14 protein-coding genes are annotated in these 16,656 nt (G+C 69.1%); all 14 read left to right on the top strand.

What is annotated here, in order from left to right; genetic code table 11:
* Nucleotides 1–4 precede the first annotated feature (4 nt).
* Entirely contained in the window at nucleotides 5–1,957 is a 1,953-nt protein-coding gene (locus ACFVKT_RS33385) for a peptidoglycan D,D-transpeptidase FtsI family protein (protein WP_385738535.1), read from the top strand.
* Nucleotides 1,958–1,985: 28 nt separating this feature from the next.
* Nucleotides 1,986–3,668 carry a UDP-N-acetylmuramoyl-L-alanyl-D-glutamate--2,6-diaminopimelate ligase gene (locus ACFVKT_RS33380; protein ID WP_385738534.1) on the top strand — a complete coding sequence of 561 codons (1,683 nt, stop codon included), beginning with the start codon at nucleotides 1,986–1,988 and terminating at the stop codon, nucleotides 3,666–3,668.
* Between the two features lie 4 nt (nucleotides 3,669–3,672).
* Entirely contained in the window at nucleotides 3,673–5,076 is a 1,404-nt protein-coding gene (gene murF, locus ACFVKT_RS33375) for a UDP-N-acetylmuramoyl-tripeptide--D-alanyl-D-alanine ligase (protein WP_385738532.1), read from the top strand.
* A complete protein-coding gene (gene mraY, locus ACFVKT_RS33370; RefSeq protein ID WP_385738530.1) occupies nucleotides 5,076–6,149 on the top strand; it encodes a phospho-N-acetylmuramoyl-pentapeptide-transferase in 1,074 nt (357 codons plus the stop codon). Before murF ends, mraY begins: the two co-directional genes overlap by 1 nt.
* Nucleotides 6,131–7,558: a UDP-N-acetylmuramoyl-L-alanine--D-glutamate ligase gene (murD, locus tag ACFVKT_RS33365; protein ID WP_385738528.1), complete on the top strand. Its 1,428-nt coding sequence runs from the start codon at nucleotides 6,131–6,133 to the stop codon at nucleotides 7,556–7,558. The genes mraY and murD overlap by 19 nt, the downstream gene beginning before the upstream one ends.
* 195 nt (nucleotides 7,559–7,753) lie before the next feature.
* Complete coding sequence (ftsW, locus tag ACFVKT_RS33360; RefSeq protein WP_385738526.1) at nucleotides 7,754–9,124, top strand: putative lipid II flippase FtsW; 1,371 nt, start codon at nucleotides 7,754–7,756, stop codon at nucleotides 9,122–9,124.
* Between the two features lie 6 nt (nucleotides 9,125–9,130).
* Nucleotides 9,131–10,225: an undecaprenyldiphospho-muramoylpentapeptide beta-N-acetylglucosaminyltransferase gene (murG, locus tag ACFVKT_RS33355; RefSeq protein WP_385738525.1), complete on the top strand. Its 1,095-nt coding sequence runs from the start codon at nucleotides 9,131–9,133 to the stop codon at nucleotides 10,223–10,225.
* A 139-nt stretch (nucleotides 10,226–10,364) separates the two neighbouring features.
* Entirely contained in the window at nucleotides 10,365–11,150 is a 786-nt protein-coding gene (locus tag ACFVKT_RS33350) for a cell division protein FtsQ/DivIB (RefSeq protein WP_385738523.1), read from the top strand.
* 275 nt (nucleotides 11,151–11,425) lie between these two features.
* Nucleotides 11,426–12,619, top strand: a complete 1,194-nt coding sequence (ftsZ, locus tag ACFVKT_RS33345; RefSeq protein ID WP_385738521.1) for a cell division protein FtsZ — start codon at nucleotides 11,426–11,428, stop codon at nucleotides 12,617–12,619.
* Entirely contained in the window at nucleotides 12,616–13,353 is a 738-nt protein-coding gene (gene pgeF, locus ACFVKT_RS33340; protein ID WP_385738519.1) for a peptidoglycan editing factor PgeF, read from the top strand. Before ftsZ ends, pgeF begins: the two co-directional genes overlap by 4 nt.
* Before the next feature lie 6 nt (nucleotides 13,354–13,359).
* A complete protein-coding gene (locus ACFVKT_RS33335) occupies nucleotides 13,360–14,079 on the top strand; it encodes a YggS family pyridoxal phosphate-dependent enzyme (RefSeq protein WP_385738517.1) in 720 nt (239 codons plus the stop codon).
* Nucleotides 14,080–14,208: 129 nt separating this feature from the next.
* Nucleotides 14,209–14,850 (top strand): cell division protein SepF, encoded by a 642-nt coding sequence (locus ACFVKT_RS33330; protein ID WP_385738515.1) that lies wholly within the window; start codon nucleotides 14,209–14,211, stop codon nucleotides 14,848–14,850.
* 62 nt (nucleotides 14,851–14,912) lie between these two features.
* On the top strand, nucleotides 14,913–15,203 hold the full coding sequence (locus ACFVKT_RS33325; RefSeq protein WP_385738513.1) for a YggT family protein: 291 nt from the start codon (nucleotides 14,913–14,915) through the stop codon (nucleotides 15,201–15,203).
* A gap of 46 nt (nucleotides 15,204–15,249) precedes the next feature.
* Nucleotides 15,250–16,482 carry a DivIVA domain-containing protein gene (locus ACFVKT_RS33320; RefSeq protein ID WP_385738511.1) on the top strand — a complete coding sequence of 411 codons (1,233 nt, stop codon included), beginning with the start codon at nucleotides 15,250–15,252 and terminating at the stop codon, nucleotides 16,480–16,482.
* Nucleotides 16,483–16,656 lie beyond the last annotated feature (174 nt).

Raw genomic sequence — 16,656 nt, 5'->3', positions numbered from 1 at the left:
GGAAGTGTCCGACAGGGAACCGCCGCGCCGCCGAGTGCCCGGCCCCGCCAGGCCCGTACGTCCCGAAGGCCAGCGGCGCCCGGGACCCGGCGCCCGCCCCGCGCGCCGCCCTAGCACGGCCCGGCCCACCGGCCCCCGTCCTCTCAGGCTCGGCAGCCCGCGCCCCCGGCTCCGGATGGTCAGCCTCGCGCTGACGCTGGTGATGATCGCCTTCGTCGTACGGCTGCTCCAGGTGCAGGCCGTGGACGCGAGCACCTATGTCGCCAAGGCCGAGCAGAACCGGTATGTCGGGCGCACGCTCGCCGCCGAGCGCGGTGGGATCACGGACCGCAACGGAGTCGAGCTGGCGACCAGCGTGGACGCGTACGACATCACGGCCGACCCCACCTTGTTCACGAAGGAGGCCACGAAGACGGCGGACGCGCCCGAGCAGGCCGCCGCGCTGCTCGCGCCGATCCTCGGCCAGGACGTGGACACGGTCACCGAGAAGCTGAAGACGAAGAACACGCGCTACACCCTGCTCGCCAATCGCCAGACCCCCCAGGTCTGGACGCAGATCAAGGACCTGAGGAACACGCTCGCGGCCAAGGCCGAGACCGACAAGAACACGGTCAACGTCCTCGCGGGCATCGTCGCGGTCCCGGCCAGCAAGCGCGTGTACCCGAACGGAGATCTCGCCGCCGGGATACTGGGCTGGGTCAACGCCGACGGCAAGGGCGGCGGCGGGCTCGAACAGGAGCTGAACAAGGAACTGGCGGGCAAGGACGGCGAGATCCGCTACGCCCAGTCCGGCGGCCTCCAGGTCCCCACCGTGGGCTCCACCGAGACGCCCGCCGTGGCCGGCTCCGACTTCGAGCTGACCATCGACCGTGACATCCAGTGGGCCGCGCAGAACGCCATCACCGAGCAGGTGAAGAAGTCCGAGGCGGACAGCGGGTACGTGATAGTGCAGGACACGCAGACCGGCGAGATCCTCGCCATGGCCAACTCGCCCGGTTTCGACCCAAACGACCTCTCCCAGGCCGACCCGGCGGCGCTGGGCAACGCGGCCGTGCAGGACGCGTACGAGCCCGGTTCCACCGCCAAGGTCATGTCGATGGCCGCCGTGCTGGAGGAGAAGGTCGCCACACCCGAGACGCATGTGATCGTGCCCAACCGGCTGCAGCGCGGCGACCGGCTCTTCCAGGACGACATCGACCACCCGACCTGGAACCTCACGCTCAACGGCGTGCTCGCCAAGTCCAGCAACATCGGCACCATCCTGGCGGCCGGCCAGCTCGGCAAGACGCAGCAGGAGGCCAACAAGGTCCTCTACTCGTACCTGCGCAAGTTCGGCATCGGCGGCGCCACCGGACTGGGCTTCCCCGGCGAGACCAAGGGCATCCTCGCGCCCCCTGAGGACTGGTCGACCTCGCAGCAGTACACGATTCCTTTCGGCCAGGGCGTGTCGCTCAGCGCACTGCAGGCGGCCTCCGTCTACTCGACGATCGCCAACGGCGGCGTACGCATCGAACCGACGCTCGTGCGCGGTACGAAGGGGGCCGACGGCCGCTTCACGCCCGCAGCCGAGCCCAAGAAAACCAGGGTCGTCAGCGAGAAGACGGCGAAGACCCTCGCCCAGATGCTGGAGTCCGTCGTGGACGACGAGCAGGGCACCGGCACCAAGGCGCGCATTCCCGGCTACCGGGTCGCAGGCAAGACGGGTACGGCCAACCGCGTGGATCCGGCCACCGGCAAGTACAACGGCTACACCTCGTCGTTCGCCGGGTTCGCGCCCGCCGACCAACCGCGTATCACGGTGTACTGCGCGATCCAGAACGCCACCAAGGGCAGTTACTTCGGCGGCCAGATCTGCGGACCCATCTACAAGGAGGTGATGGAGTTCGCCCTGAAGACGCTTCAGGTACCGCCCACCGGGGCCAAGGCCGCGAATCTCCCCGTGACCTTCACGCCCTGATCAGCACGGAAACAGCCAGGAACCGCTCGTGACAACGATCACCCCCGATCCCGGGAACCACGCCGTGCCGCACACCCCGCCGCCCGGCCCGTCCACACCCTCACTTCGCTCCGGCGGGGGTGCGCCCGGTACGCTCACCGCCGTGCCAGACGCTGATCAGTCCCAAACCACCCAGAAAGGCGTCCCCGTGACATATCCGGGGCCGCCGCGACCGGTGCAGATCACCGCCACACCCCTGGAGGAACTCGCCGATCAGCTGGGTGCCAAGAAGCCGCAGGGCGCCGCCGTGGAGGTCACGGGCATCACCCACGACTCCCGCGCCGTGCGACCCGGCGACCTGTACGCCGCACTGCCGGGCGCCCGCCTGCACGGCGCCGACTTCGTGACACAGGCGGCCGGCCTCGGCGCCGTCGCCGTGCTGACCGACCCGACGGGCGCCGAACGCGCCGCGGCCACCGGCCTGCCGGTCCTCGTCGTCGAGGACCCGCGTGGGCAGATGGGCGAGCTGGCGGCCACCATCTACGGTCACCCCGGGCCCGGCCTGCTCCAGATCGGCATCACCGGCACCTCCGGCAAGACCACCACGGCGTATCTCGTCGAAGGCGGTCTCAGGACGGTCCACAGCACCGGCCTGATCGGCACCGTCGAGATGCGGATCGGTGACGAGCGGATCAAGTCGGAGCGCACGACGCCCGAAGCCACCGATCTCCAGGCGCTGTTCGCGGTGATGCGGGAACGGGGTGTCGAGGCGGTCGCCATGGAGGTCTCCAGCCACGCGCTGGTCCTCGGCCGGGTAGACGGCTGCATCTTCGACATCGCCGTCTTCAACAACCTCAGCCCGGAGCACATGGAGTTCCACTCCGGCATGGAGGACTACTTCCAGGCCAAGGCCCAGCTGTTCACACCGGAACGCAGCAGGCTGGGCGTGGTCAACCTCGACGACGAGTACGGGCGCCGGCTGGTCAAGGAGGCCACCGTCCCGGTCGTCACCTTCTCCGCCGAGGGCCACCCCGACGCCGACTGGCGCGCCGAGGACGTCGAAGTCGGCCCCATGGACTCGACGTTCACCGCCGTCGGCCCCAAGGGCGAGCGGATCACCGCCAGGTCGCCGCTCGCGGGCACCTTCAACGTGGCGAACACGCTCGCCGCGCTCGTCTCCCTCGCCGCGGCCGGGCTCGACCCGCAGACCGCCGCCGACGGCATCGCGGCCGTGCCGGGCGTACCGGGCCGTCTGGAGCGGGTGGACGTGGGCCAGCCCTATCTGGCGGTGGTCGACTACGCGCACAAGACGGACGCCGTCGAATCGGTCCTGCGCGCGCTGCGCAAGGTGACGACCGGTCGGCTGCACGTGGTGCTCGGCTGCGGCGGTGACCGCGACAAGACCAAGCGCAAGCCCATGGGCGCCGCTGTCGCCCGGCTCGCCGACACCGCCGTACTGACCTCCGACAACCCCCGCTCCGAGGACCCCCTCGCGATCCTCGCCACGATGCTCGCGGGCGCCGCCGAGGTGCCGGCGCACGAGCGCGGCGAGGTCCAGGTCTTCGAGGACCGGGCCGCCGCCATCGCCGCCGCCGTCGCCGTCGCACAGCCGGGCGACACCGTGCTGGTCGCGGGAAAGGGCCACGAGCAGGGCCAGGACATCGCCGGGGTGGTGCGTCCCTTCGACGACCGCCAGGTGCTTCGCGAAGCTATCCAGAAGACTCAGGGATGAACTTGTGATCGCCCTCTCCCTCGCCGAGATCGCAGCAGTCGTCGGCGGGCAGACGTACGACATACCGGATCCGGCGGTACAGGTCACCGGACCCGTCGTCAGGGACTCCCGGGAGGTGGAGCCCGGCAGCCTCTTCGTCGCCTTCGTCGGCGAACGCGTGGACGGTCACGACTTCGCCCGGGCGGTCGTCGACGCGGGCGCGGTCGCCGTGCTGGCCTCCCGGCCCGTCGGCGTCCCCGCGATCGTCGTGGCGGACGTACAGACGGCCCTTGGCGCCCTCGCGCGCCATGTCGTCGAACGGCTGGGCGCGACCCTCGTCGCGCTGACCGGTTCGGCGGGCAAGACCAGCACCAAGGACCTCATCGCGCAGGTACTGCGCAGCAAGGCGCCGACGGTCTTCACGCCGGGCTCGCTCAACAACGAGATCGGGCTGCCGCTCACCGCGCTCACCGCCACCGAGGAGACCAGGTTCCTGGTCCTGGAGATGGGCGCCCGCGGCATCGGCCACATCCGGTACCTGACCGGGCTCACCCCTCCGAAGATCGGTCTCGTCCTCAACGTCGGCACCGCCCACATCGGCGAGTTCGGCGGCCGTGAGCAGATCGCGCAGGCGAAGGGCGAGTTGGTCGAGGGCCTTCCCGAGGACGGCGCGGCGATCCTCAACGCCGACGATCCCCTCGTACGGGCCATGGCATCGCGCACGAAGGCGCGCGTGATTCTCTTCGGAGAGTCCGACGAAGCGGACGTACGCGCCGAGAACGTCCGTCTCACGGAGAGCGGACAGCCTTCCTTCAGCCTTCGCACACCCTCCGGGTGCAGTGACGTGACCATGCGCCTGTACGGTGAGCATCACGTGTCGAACGCGCTCGCCGCGGCCGCCGTCGCCCATGAGCTGGGCTTGTCCGCAGACGAGATCGCAGGTGCGCTCTCCGAGGCGGGCTCCCTCTCCCGCTGGCGGATGGAGGTCACCGAGCGCCCGGACGGCGTGACGGTCGTCAACGACGCCTACAACGCGAACCCCGAGTCCATGCGAGCCGCCCTGCGCGCGCTCGCGGCCATGGGCAAAGGGCGTCGTACGTGGGCGGTGCTCGGTCAGATGGCCGAGCTCGGGGACGAGGCGCTCGCCGAGCACGACGCGATCGGGCGGCTCGCCGTCCGACTCAACGTCAGCAAGCTCGTCGCGGTCGGGGGCAGGGAAGCGTCCTGGCTCCAACTGGGCGCATATAACGAGGGTTCGTGGGGTGAGGAGTCGGTGCACGTGTCCGACGCACAGGCGGCTGTCGACCTGTTGCGCAGTGAACTGCGCCCGGGGGACGTCGTGCTCGTGAAGGCGTCCCGGTCGGTCGGGCTCGAACGGGTGGCGCTCGCGCTGCTCGACAGCGGCGTCGAGGGTGAGGTTGTCGCCTGATGATGAATCAGATCCTGTTCTCAGGCGTCATCGGTCTCTTCCTGACGCTGATCGGCACACCGCTGCTGATCAAGCTGCTGGCCCGCAAGGGCTACGGCCAGTACATCCGCGACGACGGCCCGCGTGAGCACCACAGCAAGCGCGGTACGCCGACCATGGGTGGTATCGCCTTCATCCTGGCGACGATCATCGCGTACTTCCTGAGCAAGGTGATCACCGGCAAGCCGCCGACCTTCTCGGGTCTGCTGGTGCTCGGCCTGATGTCGGGCATGGGCCTGGTCGGCTTCCTGGACGACTACATCAAGATCGTCAAGCGGCGTTCGCTCGGTCTGCGGGCCAAGGCGAAGATGGCCGGACAGCTGATCGTCGGTATCGCCTTCGCGGTACTGGCCCTTCAGTTCTCCGACAGCCTCGGCAACACCCCGGCCTCCACGAAGATCTCCTTCGTCCAGGACTTCGGCTGGTCCATCGGCCCGGTGCTGTTCGTGGTCTGGGCGCTGTTCATGATCCTGGCCATGTCCAACGGCGTGAACCTGACGGACGGTCTTGACGGCCTCGCCACCGGCGCCGCGACGATGGTGTTCGGTGCCTACACCTTCATCGGTGTCTGGCAGTTCCAGGAGTCCTGCGCCAACGCGCAGACGCTCACCAACCCGGCCGCCTGTTACGAGGTGCGGGATCCCCTGGACCTCGCGGTCGTAGCCTCGGCCCTCATGGGCTCCTGCTTCGGCTTCCTGTGGTGGAACACCTCGCCGGCCAAGATCTTCATGGGTGACACCGGTTCGCTGGCCCTCGGCGGCGCGCTCGCCGGACTCGCGATCTGCTCCCGCACGGAGCTCCTGGTCGCCCTGCTCGGCGGCCTCTTCGTCCTCATCACCATGTCGGTGGTCATCCAGGTCGGCTCCTTCAAGATGACCGGCAAGCGAGTCTTCCGAATGGCGCCACTCCAGCACCACTTCGAACTCAAGGGGTGGTCCGAAGTCCTTGTCGTGGTCCGCTTCTGGATCATCCAGGGCATGTGCGTGATCGTCGGTCTCGGCCTCTTCTACGCAGGATGGGCAGCCAAGAAGTGACCAACTGGCAGGGCAGGAACGTCACCGTCGCGGGGCTCGGTGTCTCCGGGATCCCGGCGGCCCGTGTGCTGCACGGTCTCGGCGCGGTCGTCACGGTCGTCAACGACGGCGACGACGAGCGCTCCCGGGACCAGGCCGCGGAACTGGAGGCGCTCGGCATCACCGTGCGCCTCGGTGACGGCGCCACCCTGCCTCGGGGCACCGACCTCATCGTCACCGCGCCCGGCTGGAAGCCGGACAAGCCGCTGTTCGCCGCGGCCGCCGAGGCCGGCGTCCCGGTCTGGGGCGACGTCGAGCTGGCCTGGCGGCTCAGGGGCCCCGATGCGGCTCCCTGGCTCGCCGTCACCGGCACCAACGGCAAGACCACCACCGTCCAGATGCTCGCCTCGATCCTGAAGGCGGCAGGGCTGCGTACGGCGGCCGTCGGCAACATCGGGGTCTCCCTGCTGGACGCGGTCCTCGGCGAGGAGACGTACGACGTCCTCGCGGTGGAGCTGTCGAGCTATCAGCTGCACTGGGCGCCCTCCCTGCGGGCCCACTCGGCCGCCGTGCTGAACCTGGCACCCGACCACCTCGACTGGCACGGCTCCATGGAGGCGTACACCGCCGACAAGGGCCGTATCTACGAAGGCAATCGGGTCGCCTGCGTCTACAACGTGGCCGACAAGGCCACCGAGGAACTGGTGCGCGAGGCGGACGTCGAGGAGGGCTGCCGGGCGATCGGGTTCACTCTCGGCGCGCCCGGGCCCTCCCAACTCGGCGTCGTGGACGGCATCCTGGTCGACCGCGCCTTTGTCGACAACCGGCAGAAGAACGCCCAGGAACTCGCGGAGGTGTCGGACGTCCATCCGCCCGCCCCGCACAACATCGCCAACGCGCTCGCGGCGGCGGCCCTGGCACGCGCCTACGGGGTGCCCGCCGCGGCCGTACGGGACGGTCTGCGGGCCTTCCGGCCGGACGCCCACCGCATCGCGCACGTCGCCGACGTGGACGGGGTCGCGTACATCGACGACTCCAAGGCCACCAACACCCATGCGGCGGAAGCCTCCTTGGCCGCCTACGAGTCGATCGTGTGGATCGCGGGCGGGCTGGCCAAGGGCGCGACCTTCGACGAACTGGTCGCCAAGTCGGCAAAGCGACTGCGAGGCGCCGTGCTGATCGGCGCCGACCGGGCCCTCATCCGGGAAGCGCTCGCGCGACACGCGCCGGAAGTACCCGTCGTCGACCTCGACCGGACCGACACTGGGGCGATGCTCGCGGCGGTTCGGGAGGCGCGGGGGCTCGCTCGGGCGGGCGACACGGTGCTGCTGGCGCCGGCCTGCGCCTCCATGGATATGTTCGCCAACTACAACAAGCGCGGTGACGCTTTCGCGGAAGCGGTTCGCGAACTCGGCGCCGCCGGCGCCTGACGGCGGGTCCGAAGCCGCCGGCCCGGGCGCCCGGGACCCTTGGGAGCGACGCGTGACGCCATCGTGGCCGGTGCTTCGTCGGCGGCTTTCCGCCGATGGCACGGCGCTGTTCAAGACGGTCCCACCCCTCGTGCCCGAAAGGCCCGGGGAGATCCCCGGCGTCACGCCCTCCCACAGCGACGACGGGAGCCGGTGATGCCCAGCAGCCGCACCGGCAGGCCGCCGGTCCAGCGGGCCCCGAAGCGGCCCGCCGTCCTCCGCTCCCCGCGCGAGAACCCGTTGCTCACCCTCTACGTACGCGTCCACAAGGCCTGGGACCGGCCGCTGACCGCGTACTACCTGATCCTCGGCGGCAGTCTGCTGATCACCGTGCTCGGTCTGGTGATGGTCTACTCGGCCTCGCAGATCACGGCGTTGCAGCTCTCGCTGCCGGGGTCGTACTTCTTCCGGAAGCAGTTCCTGGCCGCCTGTATCGGGGGCGTGCTGATGCTCGTCGCCTCGCGGATGCCCGTGCGGCTGCACCGGGCGCTGGCCTATCCGATACTGGCGGGCTCCGTCTTCCTGATGATCCTGGTGCAGGTGCCGGGGATAGGAGTGGCGGTCAACGGCAACCAGAACTGGATCTCCGTCGGCGGCCCCTTCCAGCTCCAGCCGAGCGAGTTCGGCAAGCTGGCGCTCGTGCTCTGGGGCGCCGATCTGCTCGCCCGCAAGCAGGACAAGCGGCTGCTGGCGCAGTGGAAGCACATGCTGGTGCCGCTCGTTCCGGTGGCCTTCATGCTGCTCGGGCTGATCATGCTCGGCGGCGACATGGGGACGGCGATCATCCTCACCGCCATCCTCTTCGGGCTGCTGTGGCTGGCCGGGGCGCCGACGCGCCTGTTCGGGGGCGTGCTCTCCATCGCCCTGACGCTCGGGTTCATCCTCATCAAGACCAGCCCGAACCGCATGGCGCGCCTCTCCTGCCTCGGCGCGACCGAACCCCAGGCGGGACCTGTCGACTGCTGGCAGGCCGTGCACGGCATCTACGCCCTCGCCTCGGGCGGGCTCTTCGGGTCGGGGCTCGGCGCCAGTGTGGAAAAATGGGGGCAACTGCCCGAAGCGCACACGGACTTCATCTTCGCCATCACCGGGGAGGAACTGGGCCTGGCGGGGACGCTGTCGGTGCTCGCCCTCTTCGCGGCTCTAGGCTATGCGGGTATCCGCGTGGCCGGACGCACGGAGGACCCCTTCGTGAGGTATGCCGCGGGAGGCGTGACCACCTGGATCACGGCCCAGGCCGTGATCAACATCGGTGCGGTGCTCGGTCTGCTGCCGATCGCCGGTGTCCCGCTCCCGCTGTTCTCCTACGGGGGTTCCGCCCTGCTGCCGACCATGTTCGCCATCGGACTGCTGATCGCCTTCGCCCGCGAGGACCCCGCGGCGCGGGCGGCGCTCGCGATGCGGCAACCCCGCTTTGGCAGAAAGCGGGCTGCGGTGAGAGGCTCCGCGAGGGAAAACGCGGGGCCTCGGAGATGGAACACAATGCGACGGCGTGCCTCGGCGGCGCGTTCGTCCGGAGAGCGGTGAATTTCGGTGCATGTCGTACTCGCCGGCGGGGGGACCGCCGGCCACATCGAGCCCGCGCTCGCCCTCGCGGACGCCCTGCGCAGGCAGGACCCGACCGTGGGAATCACGGCACTGGGCACGGAGCGCGGCCTTGAGACCCGACTCGTACCCGAGCGGGGTTACGACCTCGCGCTGATCCCCGCCGTCCCACTGCCACGCAAGCCCACCCCCGAGCTGATCACCGTACCGGGGCGGCTGCGCGGCACCATCAAGGCGACCGAGCAGATCCTGGAGCGCACCAAGGCGGACGCGGTCGTCGGCTTCGGCGGCTATGTCGCCCTGCCCGGCTACCTCGCTGCCAAGCGCCTGGGCGTGCCGATCATCATCCACGAGGCCAACGCCCGGCCCGGCCTGGCCAACAAGATCGGTTCCCGGTACGCGGCCCAGGTCGCCGTCTCGACGCCCGACAGCAAGCTCCGCGGCGCCCGCTACATCGGCATCCCGCTGCGCCGCTCCATCGCCACCCTCGACCGGGCCGCCGTACGCCCGGAGGCCCGCGCCTACTTCGGCCTCGACCCCGCGCTGCCGACCCTGCTCGTCTCGGGCGGCTCCCAGGGCGCCCGCCACCTGAACGAGGTCATCGAGCGGGTTGCTCCCTACCTCCAGCAGGCCGGTATCCAGATCCTGCACGCGGTCGGCCCGAAGAACGAACTGCCGCAGGTGCACCAGATGCCGGGAATGCCCCCGTACATCCCGGTACCGTACGTGGACCGGATGGACCTCGCGTACGCCGCGGCCGACATGATGCTCTGCCGCGCGGGCGCGATGACCGTCGCCGAACTCTCCGCCGTCGGGCTCCCCGCCGCCTACGTCCCGCTGCCCATCGGCAACGGCGAACAGCGGCTGAACGCCCAGCCGGTGGTCAAGGCCGGCGGCGGACTGCTTGTCGACGACGCGGAACTGACGCCCGAGTGGATCCAGGGCAACGTCCTGCCCGTGCTCGGCGACCCGCACCGGTTGTACGAGATGTCCCGCGCCGCCAGCGAGTTCGGCCGCCGGGACGCCGACGACCTGCTCGTCGGCATGGTGTACGAGGCGATCGCCTCGCACCGCCGCCAGTAATGCTCGGCGAGTGAGCCGAAGGGGCGCGTCGGTGTCGGGAGATCGAGCGCGCGGAGGCCCGAAGGGCTGAGCACGGTCGACCTCTCCACATCGGCTTGGGCGCCCCGGAGGTGAGCCGAGCCAGGGAGAGGGAGTGCGCGTGGCCGGACCGACTACCGCCGAGCGCGGTGAACGGCAGAAGGTGGAGTCCGGCCCGCCCCGGCGGCCCCGTATCGGGAGGCTGCCCCGGCCTCGTACGCTCATCATCCTTTTGCTCGCCGCGGTGTTGCTCGGTGCCGCCTCCGTGTGGGTTCTCTACGGCTCGAAATGGCTGCGCGTGGAGCGTGTATCGGCCTCCGGGATGCGGGTGCTGACGGATCAGCAGGTGCGAGAAGCGGCCGATGTTCCGGTCGGATCGCCGCTGATTTCCGTCGACACCGACGCCATTGAGGAACGACTGCTGCAGAAATTGCCCCGAATTGACTCGGTTGATGTCGTCCGTTCCTGGCCGCATGGAATCGGACTGAAAGTGACCGAGCGCACTCCGGTCCTGATTGAAGAAAAGGGCGGAAAGTTCGTCGAAGTGGACGCCCAGGGTGTGCGATTCGCGACGGTTTCGGATGCTCCGAAGAGCGTGCCCGTACTGGAATTGACGGTCTCTCGGTCGGCGGGTCTGCGTCGCTTCGGCACCGACCGGCTGGTGCGGGAGGCGGTGACGGCTGTCGGTGACATTCCGGCCGCCGTCGCCCGCGACACCCAGGTCGTCAAGGTCGGCTCGTACGACTCCATCTCGCTGGAGTTGAAGGGCGGCCGGACCGTCGAGTGGGGGAGCAGCGAGAAGGGCGCGGCGAAGGCCCGTACGCTCACCGCTCTCATGAAAGCGGCTCCCGAGGCGCGGCACTTCGACGTAAGTGTCCCCACCGCCCCTGCGTCATCAGGGAGTTGACGCACATCTGCGCAGGCCAGCACCCTGGTTGGGCACTGCTACGGCTGATCACATAGGGTGAAAAGAAAAACGGGAGGTTCGGCGTGTTCGTTGAACGTGCGCCACTTGTCGACTTAGTGTCCTGTTCGGAAGAGTCCAAGGAACAGACACACTGGTAACCCTAAACTTCAACGTTAGGGTTCGGGTCGGCGTTCGGACCGTCCCATTCGGCATCAGTCGTCGGATCGCGAACGTGCGAGGCGACGACACGTAACTCGAGGCGAGAGGCCTTCGACGTGGCAGCACCGCAGAACTACCTCGCAGTCATCAAAGTCATCGGTGTCGGCGGCGGTGGTGTCAATGCCATCAACCGGATGATCGAGGTCGGTCTCAAGGGCGTCGAGTTCATCGCCATCAACACCGACGCGCAAGCTCTGTTGATGAGCGACGCCGACGTCAAGCTCGACGTCGGCCGGGAACTCACCCGCGGACTCGGCGCCGGAGCCAACCCGGCCGTCGGCCGCAAGGCGGCCGAGGACCACCGCGAGGAGATCGAGGAGGTCCTCAAGGGGGCCGACATGGTCTTCGTGACGGCCGGCGAGGGCGGCGGCACAGGCACCGGCGGCGCACCCGTCGTCGCCAACATCGCCCGCTCGCTCGGCGCCCTCACCATCGGCGTGGTCACGCGCCCGTTCACCTTCGAGGGACGGCGCCGGGCCAACCAGGCGGAGGACGGCATCGCCGAACTCCGTGAAGAGGTCGACACCCTCATCGTCATCCCGAACGACCGGCTGCTGTCCATCTCGGACCGCCAGGTCTCCGTCCTCGACGCCTTCAAGTCGGCGGACCAGGTCCTGCTGTCCGGTGTTCAGGGCATCACCGATCTCATCACCACACCCGGTCTGATCAACCTCGACTTCGCCGACGTCAAGTCCGTGATGTCCGAGGCCGGTTCGGCCCTCATGGGGATCGGCTCGGCCCGTGGAGACGACCGCGCGGTGGCGGCGGCCGAGATGGCGATCTCCTCGCCGCTTCTCGAAGCCTCCATCGACGGCGCCCGTGGCGTGCTGCTCTCCATCTCCGGTGGCTCCGACCTCGGTCTCTTCGAGATCAACGAGGCCGCCCAGCTGGTGAGTGAGGCCGCGCACCCCGAGGCCAACATCATCTTCGGCGCGGTCATCGACGACGCGCTCGGCGACGAGGTGCGGGTCACCGTCATCGCCGCCGGCTTCGACGGCGGTCAGCCGCCGACCAAGCGGGACAACATCCTCGGCGCGTCCTCGGCCAAGCGCGAGGAGCCCACTCCGGTGCGGTCCTCCTCCGACAGCCGCCCGTCCTTCGGCTCGCTCGGCAGCGTCACGCCGAAGGAGACCTCGGCGCCCGCGCCGGAGCCGGTCAACGAGATCCCGGTCTCGCCGCCGGTCCCGCCGTCCCGCTCGTACTCGGACAGCGCGGCCGAGGAGCTGGACGTGCCGGACTTCCTGAAGTGATAGGACAGCGCTCCGGAACGAGCACAGTGAGCGGCGCGCACTTCGCCTTCACCGACAGGTGGGGCGGGGTGAGCGCCGTTCCGTACGAGGAGCTCAACCTCGGCGGAGCGGTCGGCGACGACCCCGACGCCGTACGGACCAATCGTGAACTCGCCGCCAAGTCGCTGGGCCTTGACCCGGCCCAGGTCGTCTGGATGAACCAGGTCCACGGGTCGGACGTGGCGGTGGTCGACGGTCCGTGGCTCTCTTCGGAGATCCCGTGCGTCGACGCGATCGTCACAGCGCGCCGGGGACTCGCCCTCGCCGTGCTCACCGCGGACTGCACGCCGGTACTGCTCGCCGATCCCGTCGCCAAAATCGTCGCCGCCGCCCACGCGGGACGGCCCGGCATGGTCGCGGGCGTCGTCCCCGCCGCCGTACGGGCCATGGCGGAGCTGGGTGCCGAGCCGTCCCGGATCGTCGCCCGCACCGGACCCGCCGTCTGCGGGCGGTGCTACGAAGTGCCGGACGCGATGCGGGCCGAGGTCGCCGCCGTCGAACCCGCCGCACATGCCGAGACCAGTTGGGGCACGCCGTCGGTGGATGTGACCGCGGGAGTGCACGCCCAGTTGGCACGGCTCGGGGTGCGTGACCGGGAGCAGTCGCCGGTGTGCACGCTCGAATCGGCGGACCACTTCTCCTACCGCCGCGACCGCACCACCGGGCGGCTCGCGGGTTATGTCTGGCTGGACTGATAGGACATGACGGACCGCAGGGGTCAACTCGCCGGAAATCTGGCGCAAGTGGAGAATCGCATCATGGCGGCGTGCGTGGCCGCCGGGCGCAAGCGTGAAGAGGTGACCCTGATCGTGGTCACCAAGACCTATCCCGCCGGTGATGTGCGGATCCTGTCCGAACTCGGTGTGCGTCATGTCGCCGAGAACCGGGATCAGGACGCGGCGCCCAAAGCGGCGGAATGTTCCGATCTGCCGCTCTCCTGGCACTTTGTCGGTCAGTTGCAGACCAACAAGGTGCGTTCCGTGCTCGGTTACGCGGATCTCGTGCAGTCCGTCGATCGCGCCAAGCTCGTCACCGCACTGTCGAAGGAGGCGGTGCGCAGCGAGCGCGAGGTGGGATGTCTCATCCAGGTCGCGCTGGACGCGGAGGAGAGCGGCCGGGGGGAGCGGGGAGGCGTAGGGGTCGGCGGGATCGAGGAGTTGGGCGATCTGGTCGCTGCGGCGCCGGGGCTCCGCCTCGACGGGCTGATGACCGTGGCGCCGCTCACCGGACCCTATGCCGGGCGCCAACAGGCGGCGTTCGAGCGGCTGATGGATTTGTCGACTGCTATGCGCCGTGCCCATCCGGCTGCGAACATGGTCTCGGCAGGTATGAGTACGGACCTCGAACAAGCCGTTGCGGCCGGAGCGACACATGTACGCGTCGGTACTGCGGTACTCGGAGTCCGACCCAGGCTCGGGTAACGTCGCCAAGAAGTCGGACCACAGCAGAAAATATGGTCATTACCGCCGATGGGCGGGCATAACGACCTCGTGGATCGCGGGCACTTGGCAATCGTGAGCCGATCCACCACAGAGCGGAGGACTCAGAGCATGGCCGGCGCGATGCGCAAGATGGCGGTCTACCTCGGCCTCGTGGAGGACGATGGGTACGACGGCAGGGGTTTCGACCCCGATGACGACTTCGAGCCCGAGCTTGACCCGGAGCCCGAGCGGGACCGTCGGCGGCACGAGCCGCCGCACCAGTCACACCAGGCGCATCAGTCCCAACGGGACGAATCGGTACGAGTGGTACAGCCTCCGGCGCAGCGTGACTCGGTGCCGCATTCCTCTTCGCTGTCCGCGGAATCCGGGCGTCCTGCGCGAATCGCCCCCGTGGCGTCCATCACACAAGAACGTCAAAGCATGGAGAAGAACGCCCCGGTGATCATGCCCAAGGTCGTGTCCGAGCGGGAGCCTTACCGGATCACCACATTGCACCCCCGGACCTACAACGAGGCCCGTACCATCGGGGAACACTTCCGTGAGGGCACCCCGGTGATCATGAATCTGACTGAGATGGATGACACAGATGCGAAGCGACTTGTCGACTTTGCGGCCGGTTTGGTGTTTGGTCTCCACGGCAGCATCGAGCGGGTGACGCAGAAGGTGTTCCTGTTGTCGCCTGCTAACGTCGATGTCACGGCGGAGGACAAGGCCCGTATCGCAGAGGGCGGGTTCTTCAACCAGAGCTGAGACGCAGGACCGGAGTCAAGGTACGGAAACGTACGGAAACAGGGGAGAGGGAAGCACGGATCATGAGCGTGGTCGGGCAGGTTCTCTACGTCGCGCTGATGTGTTTCCTCATCGTGCTGATCTTCCGGTTGGTCATGGACTACGTCTTCCAGTTCGCCCGCTCATGGCAGCCCGGCAAGGCGATGGTGGTCGTTCTGGAGGCCACCTACACTGTCACTGATCCACCGCTCAAGCTCCTGCGGCGGTTCATTCCGCCGCTGCGTCTCGGGGGCGTGGCGCTCGACCTGTCCTTCTTCGTACTGATGATCATCGTGTACATCCTGATCACCGTCGTCAGGTCGGTGTTGGTGTGAACGATACGGTCTTGCCGAATGCCGACGACTACGTTGAGGTGAAGAGATGCCGTTGACCCCCGAGGACGTGCGGAACAAGCAGTTCACGACCGTCCGCCTCCGAGAAGGCTATGACGAGGACGAGGTCGATGCCTTCCTCGATGAGGTCGAAGCCGAACTGACGCGCTTGCTCCGCGAGAACGAGGACCTGCGCGCCAAACTGGCGGCGGCCACGCGCGCGGCTGCGCAGAACCAGCAGCAGGGCATGCGTAAGCCGCCCGAGCAGCAGGACCAGCAGCAGGGTCCGCCGCAGGGCATGCGTGGCCCCGGTGGCCCCGTACCCGCCGGCATATCGGGCCCGCCGCAGCAGCAGATGGGTGGCCCCATGGGCGGCCCGCCCCAGCTGCCCAGCGGTGCGCCGCAGCTGCCCGCCGGCCCCAGTGGCCAGGGTGGTCCGCAGGGTCAGGGCCCGATGGGACAAGGGCCCATGGGTCAGGGTCCGATGGGCCAGGGCCCGATGGGACAAGGGCAGATGGGCCAGGGCCCCATGGGCCAGGGTCCCGGCCAGCAGATGCAGCAGCACCCCGGCCAGATGCAGCCGCAGATGCAGCAGCAGATGGGTGGCCCGATGGGCGGACCCATGGGTGGTCCGATGGGCGGCCCCATGGGCGGTCACGGTCCGCAGATGCCGCAGCCCGGTCAGGGCCCCGGCGGCGACAGCGCCGCCCGTGTGCTCTCGCTGGCCCAGCAGACCGCCGACCAGGCGATCGCCGAGGCCCGCTCCGAAGCCAACAAGATCGTCGGCGAGGCCCGCAGCCGTGCCGAGGGCCTGGAGCGCGACGCGCGCGCCAAGGCCGACGCGCTGGAGCGGGACGCCCAGGAGAAGCACCGCGTCGCGATGGGCTCCCTGGAGTCTGCCCGCGCCACGCTGGAGCGCAAGGTCGAGGATCTGCGCGGCTTCGAGCGTGAGTACCGGACCCGGCTGAAGTCCTACCTCGAGTCCCAGCTGCGTCAGCTGGAGACCCAGGCCGATGACTCGCTGGCTCCGCCGCGGGTTCCGGCGACCGCGTCGCTGCCGTCGCCTTCCGCGCCGTCCATGGCTCCGGCCGGTGCGAGTGCGCCGTCCTACGGTGGGCAGATGGGCGGTCCGGCTCCGGCTCCGCCGTCCTACGGTGGACAGCAGCAGATGACTCCGGCGATGACTCAGCCGATGGCGCCGGTGCGGCCGCAGGGGCCTTCGCCGATGCAGCAGGCTCCCTCGCCGATGCGTGGGTTCCTCATCGATGAGGACGACAACTGACGGCCTGCGGTACGCCTTAGGCGTCGGCAGCGTTCAGGGCGGGGCCCCCGGGTTCGGGGGCCTCGCCCTTTTGTGCGGTGCTTGTCGGCGACTGTGCGGGGCGTGATGCGAGAAGGCCCGGGACCACTGTGATTGTGGTGGTCCCGGGCCTTCTCGTGTGCGTGGTGGGGGTGG

The organism is Streptomyces sp. NPDC127595 (assembly GCF_042671685.1).
Taxonomy (GTDB): Bacteria; Actinomycetota; Actinomycetes; order Streptomycetales; family Streptomycetaceae; genus Streptomyces.
Note: the sequence above shows the minus strand (reverse complement) of the source record. Positions and strands in the feature narration are given on the sequence as shown.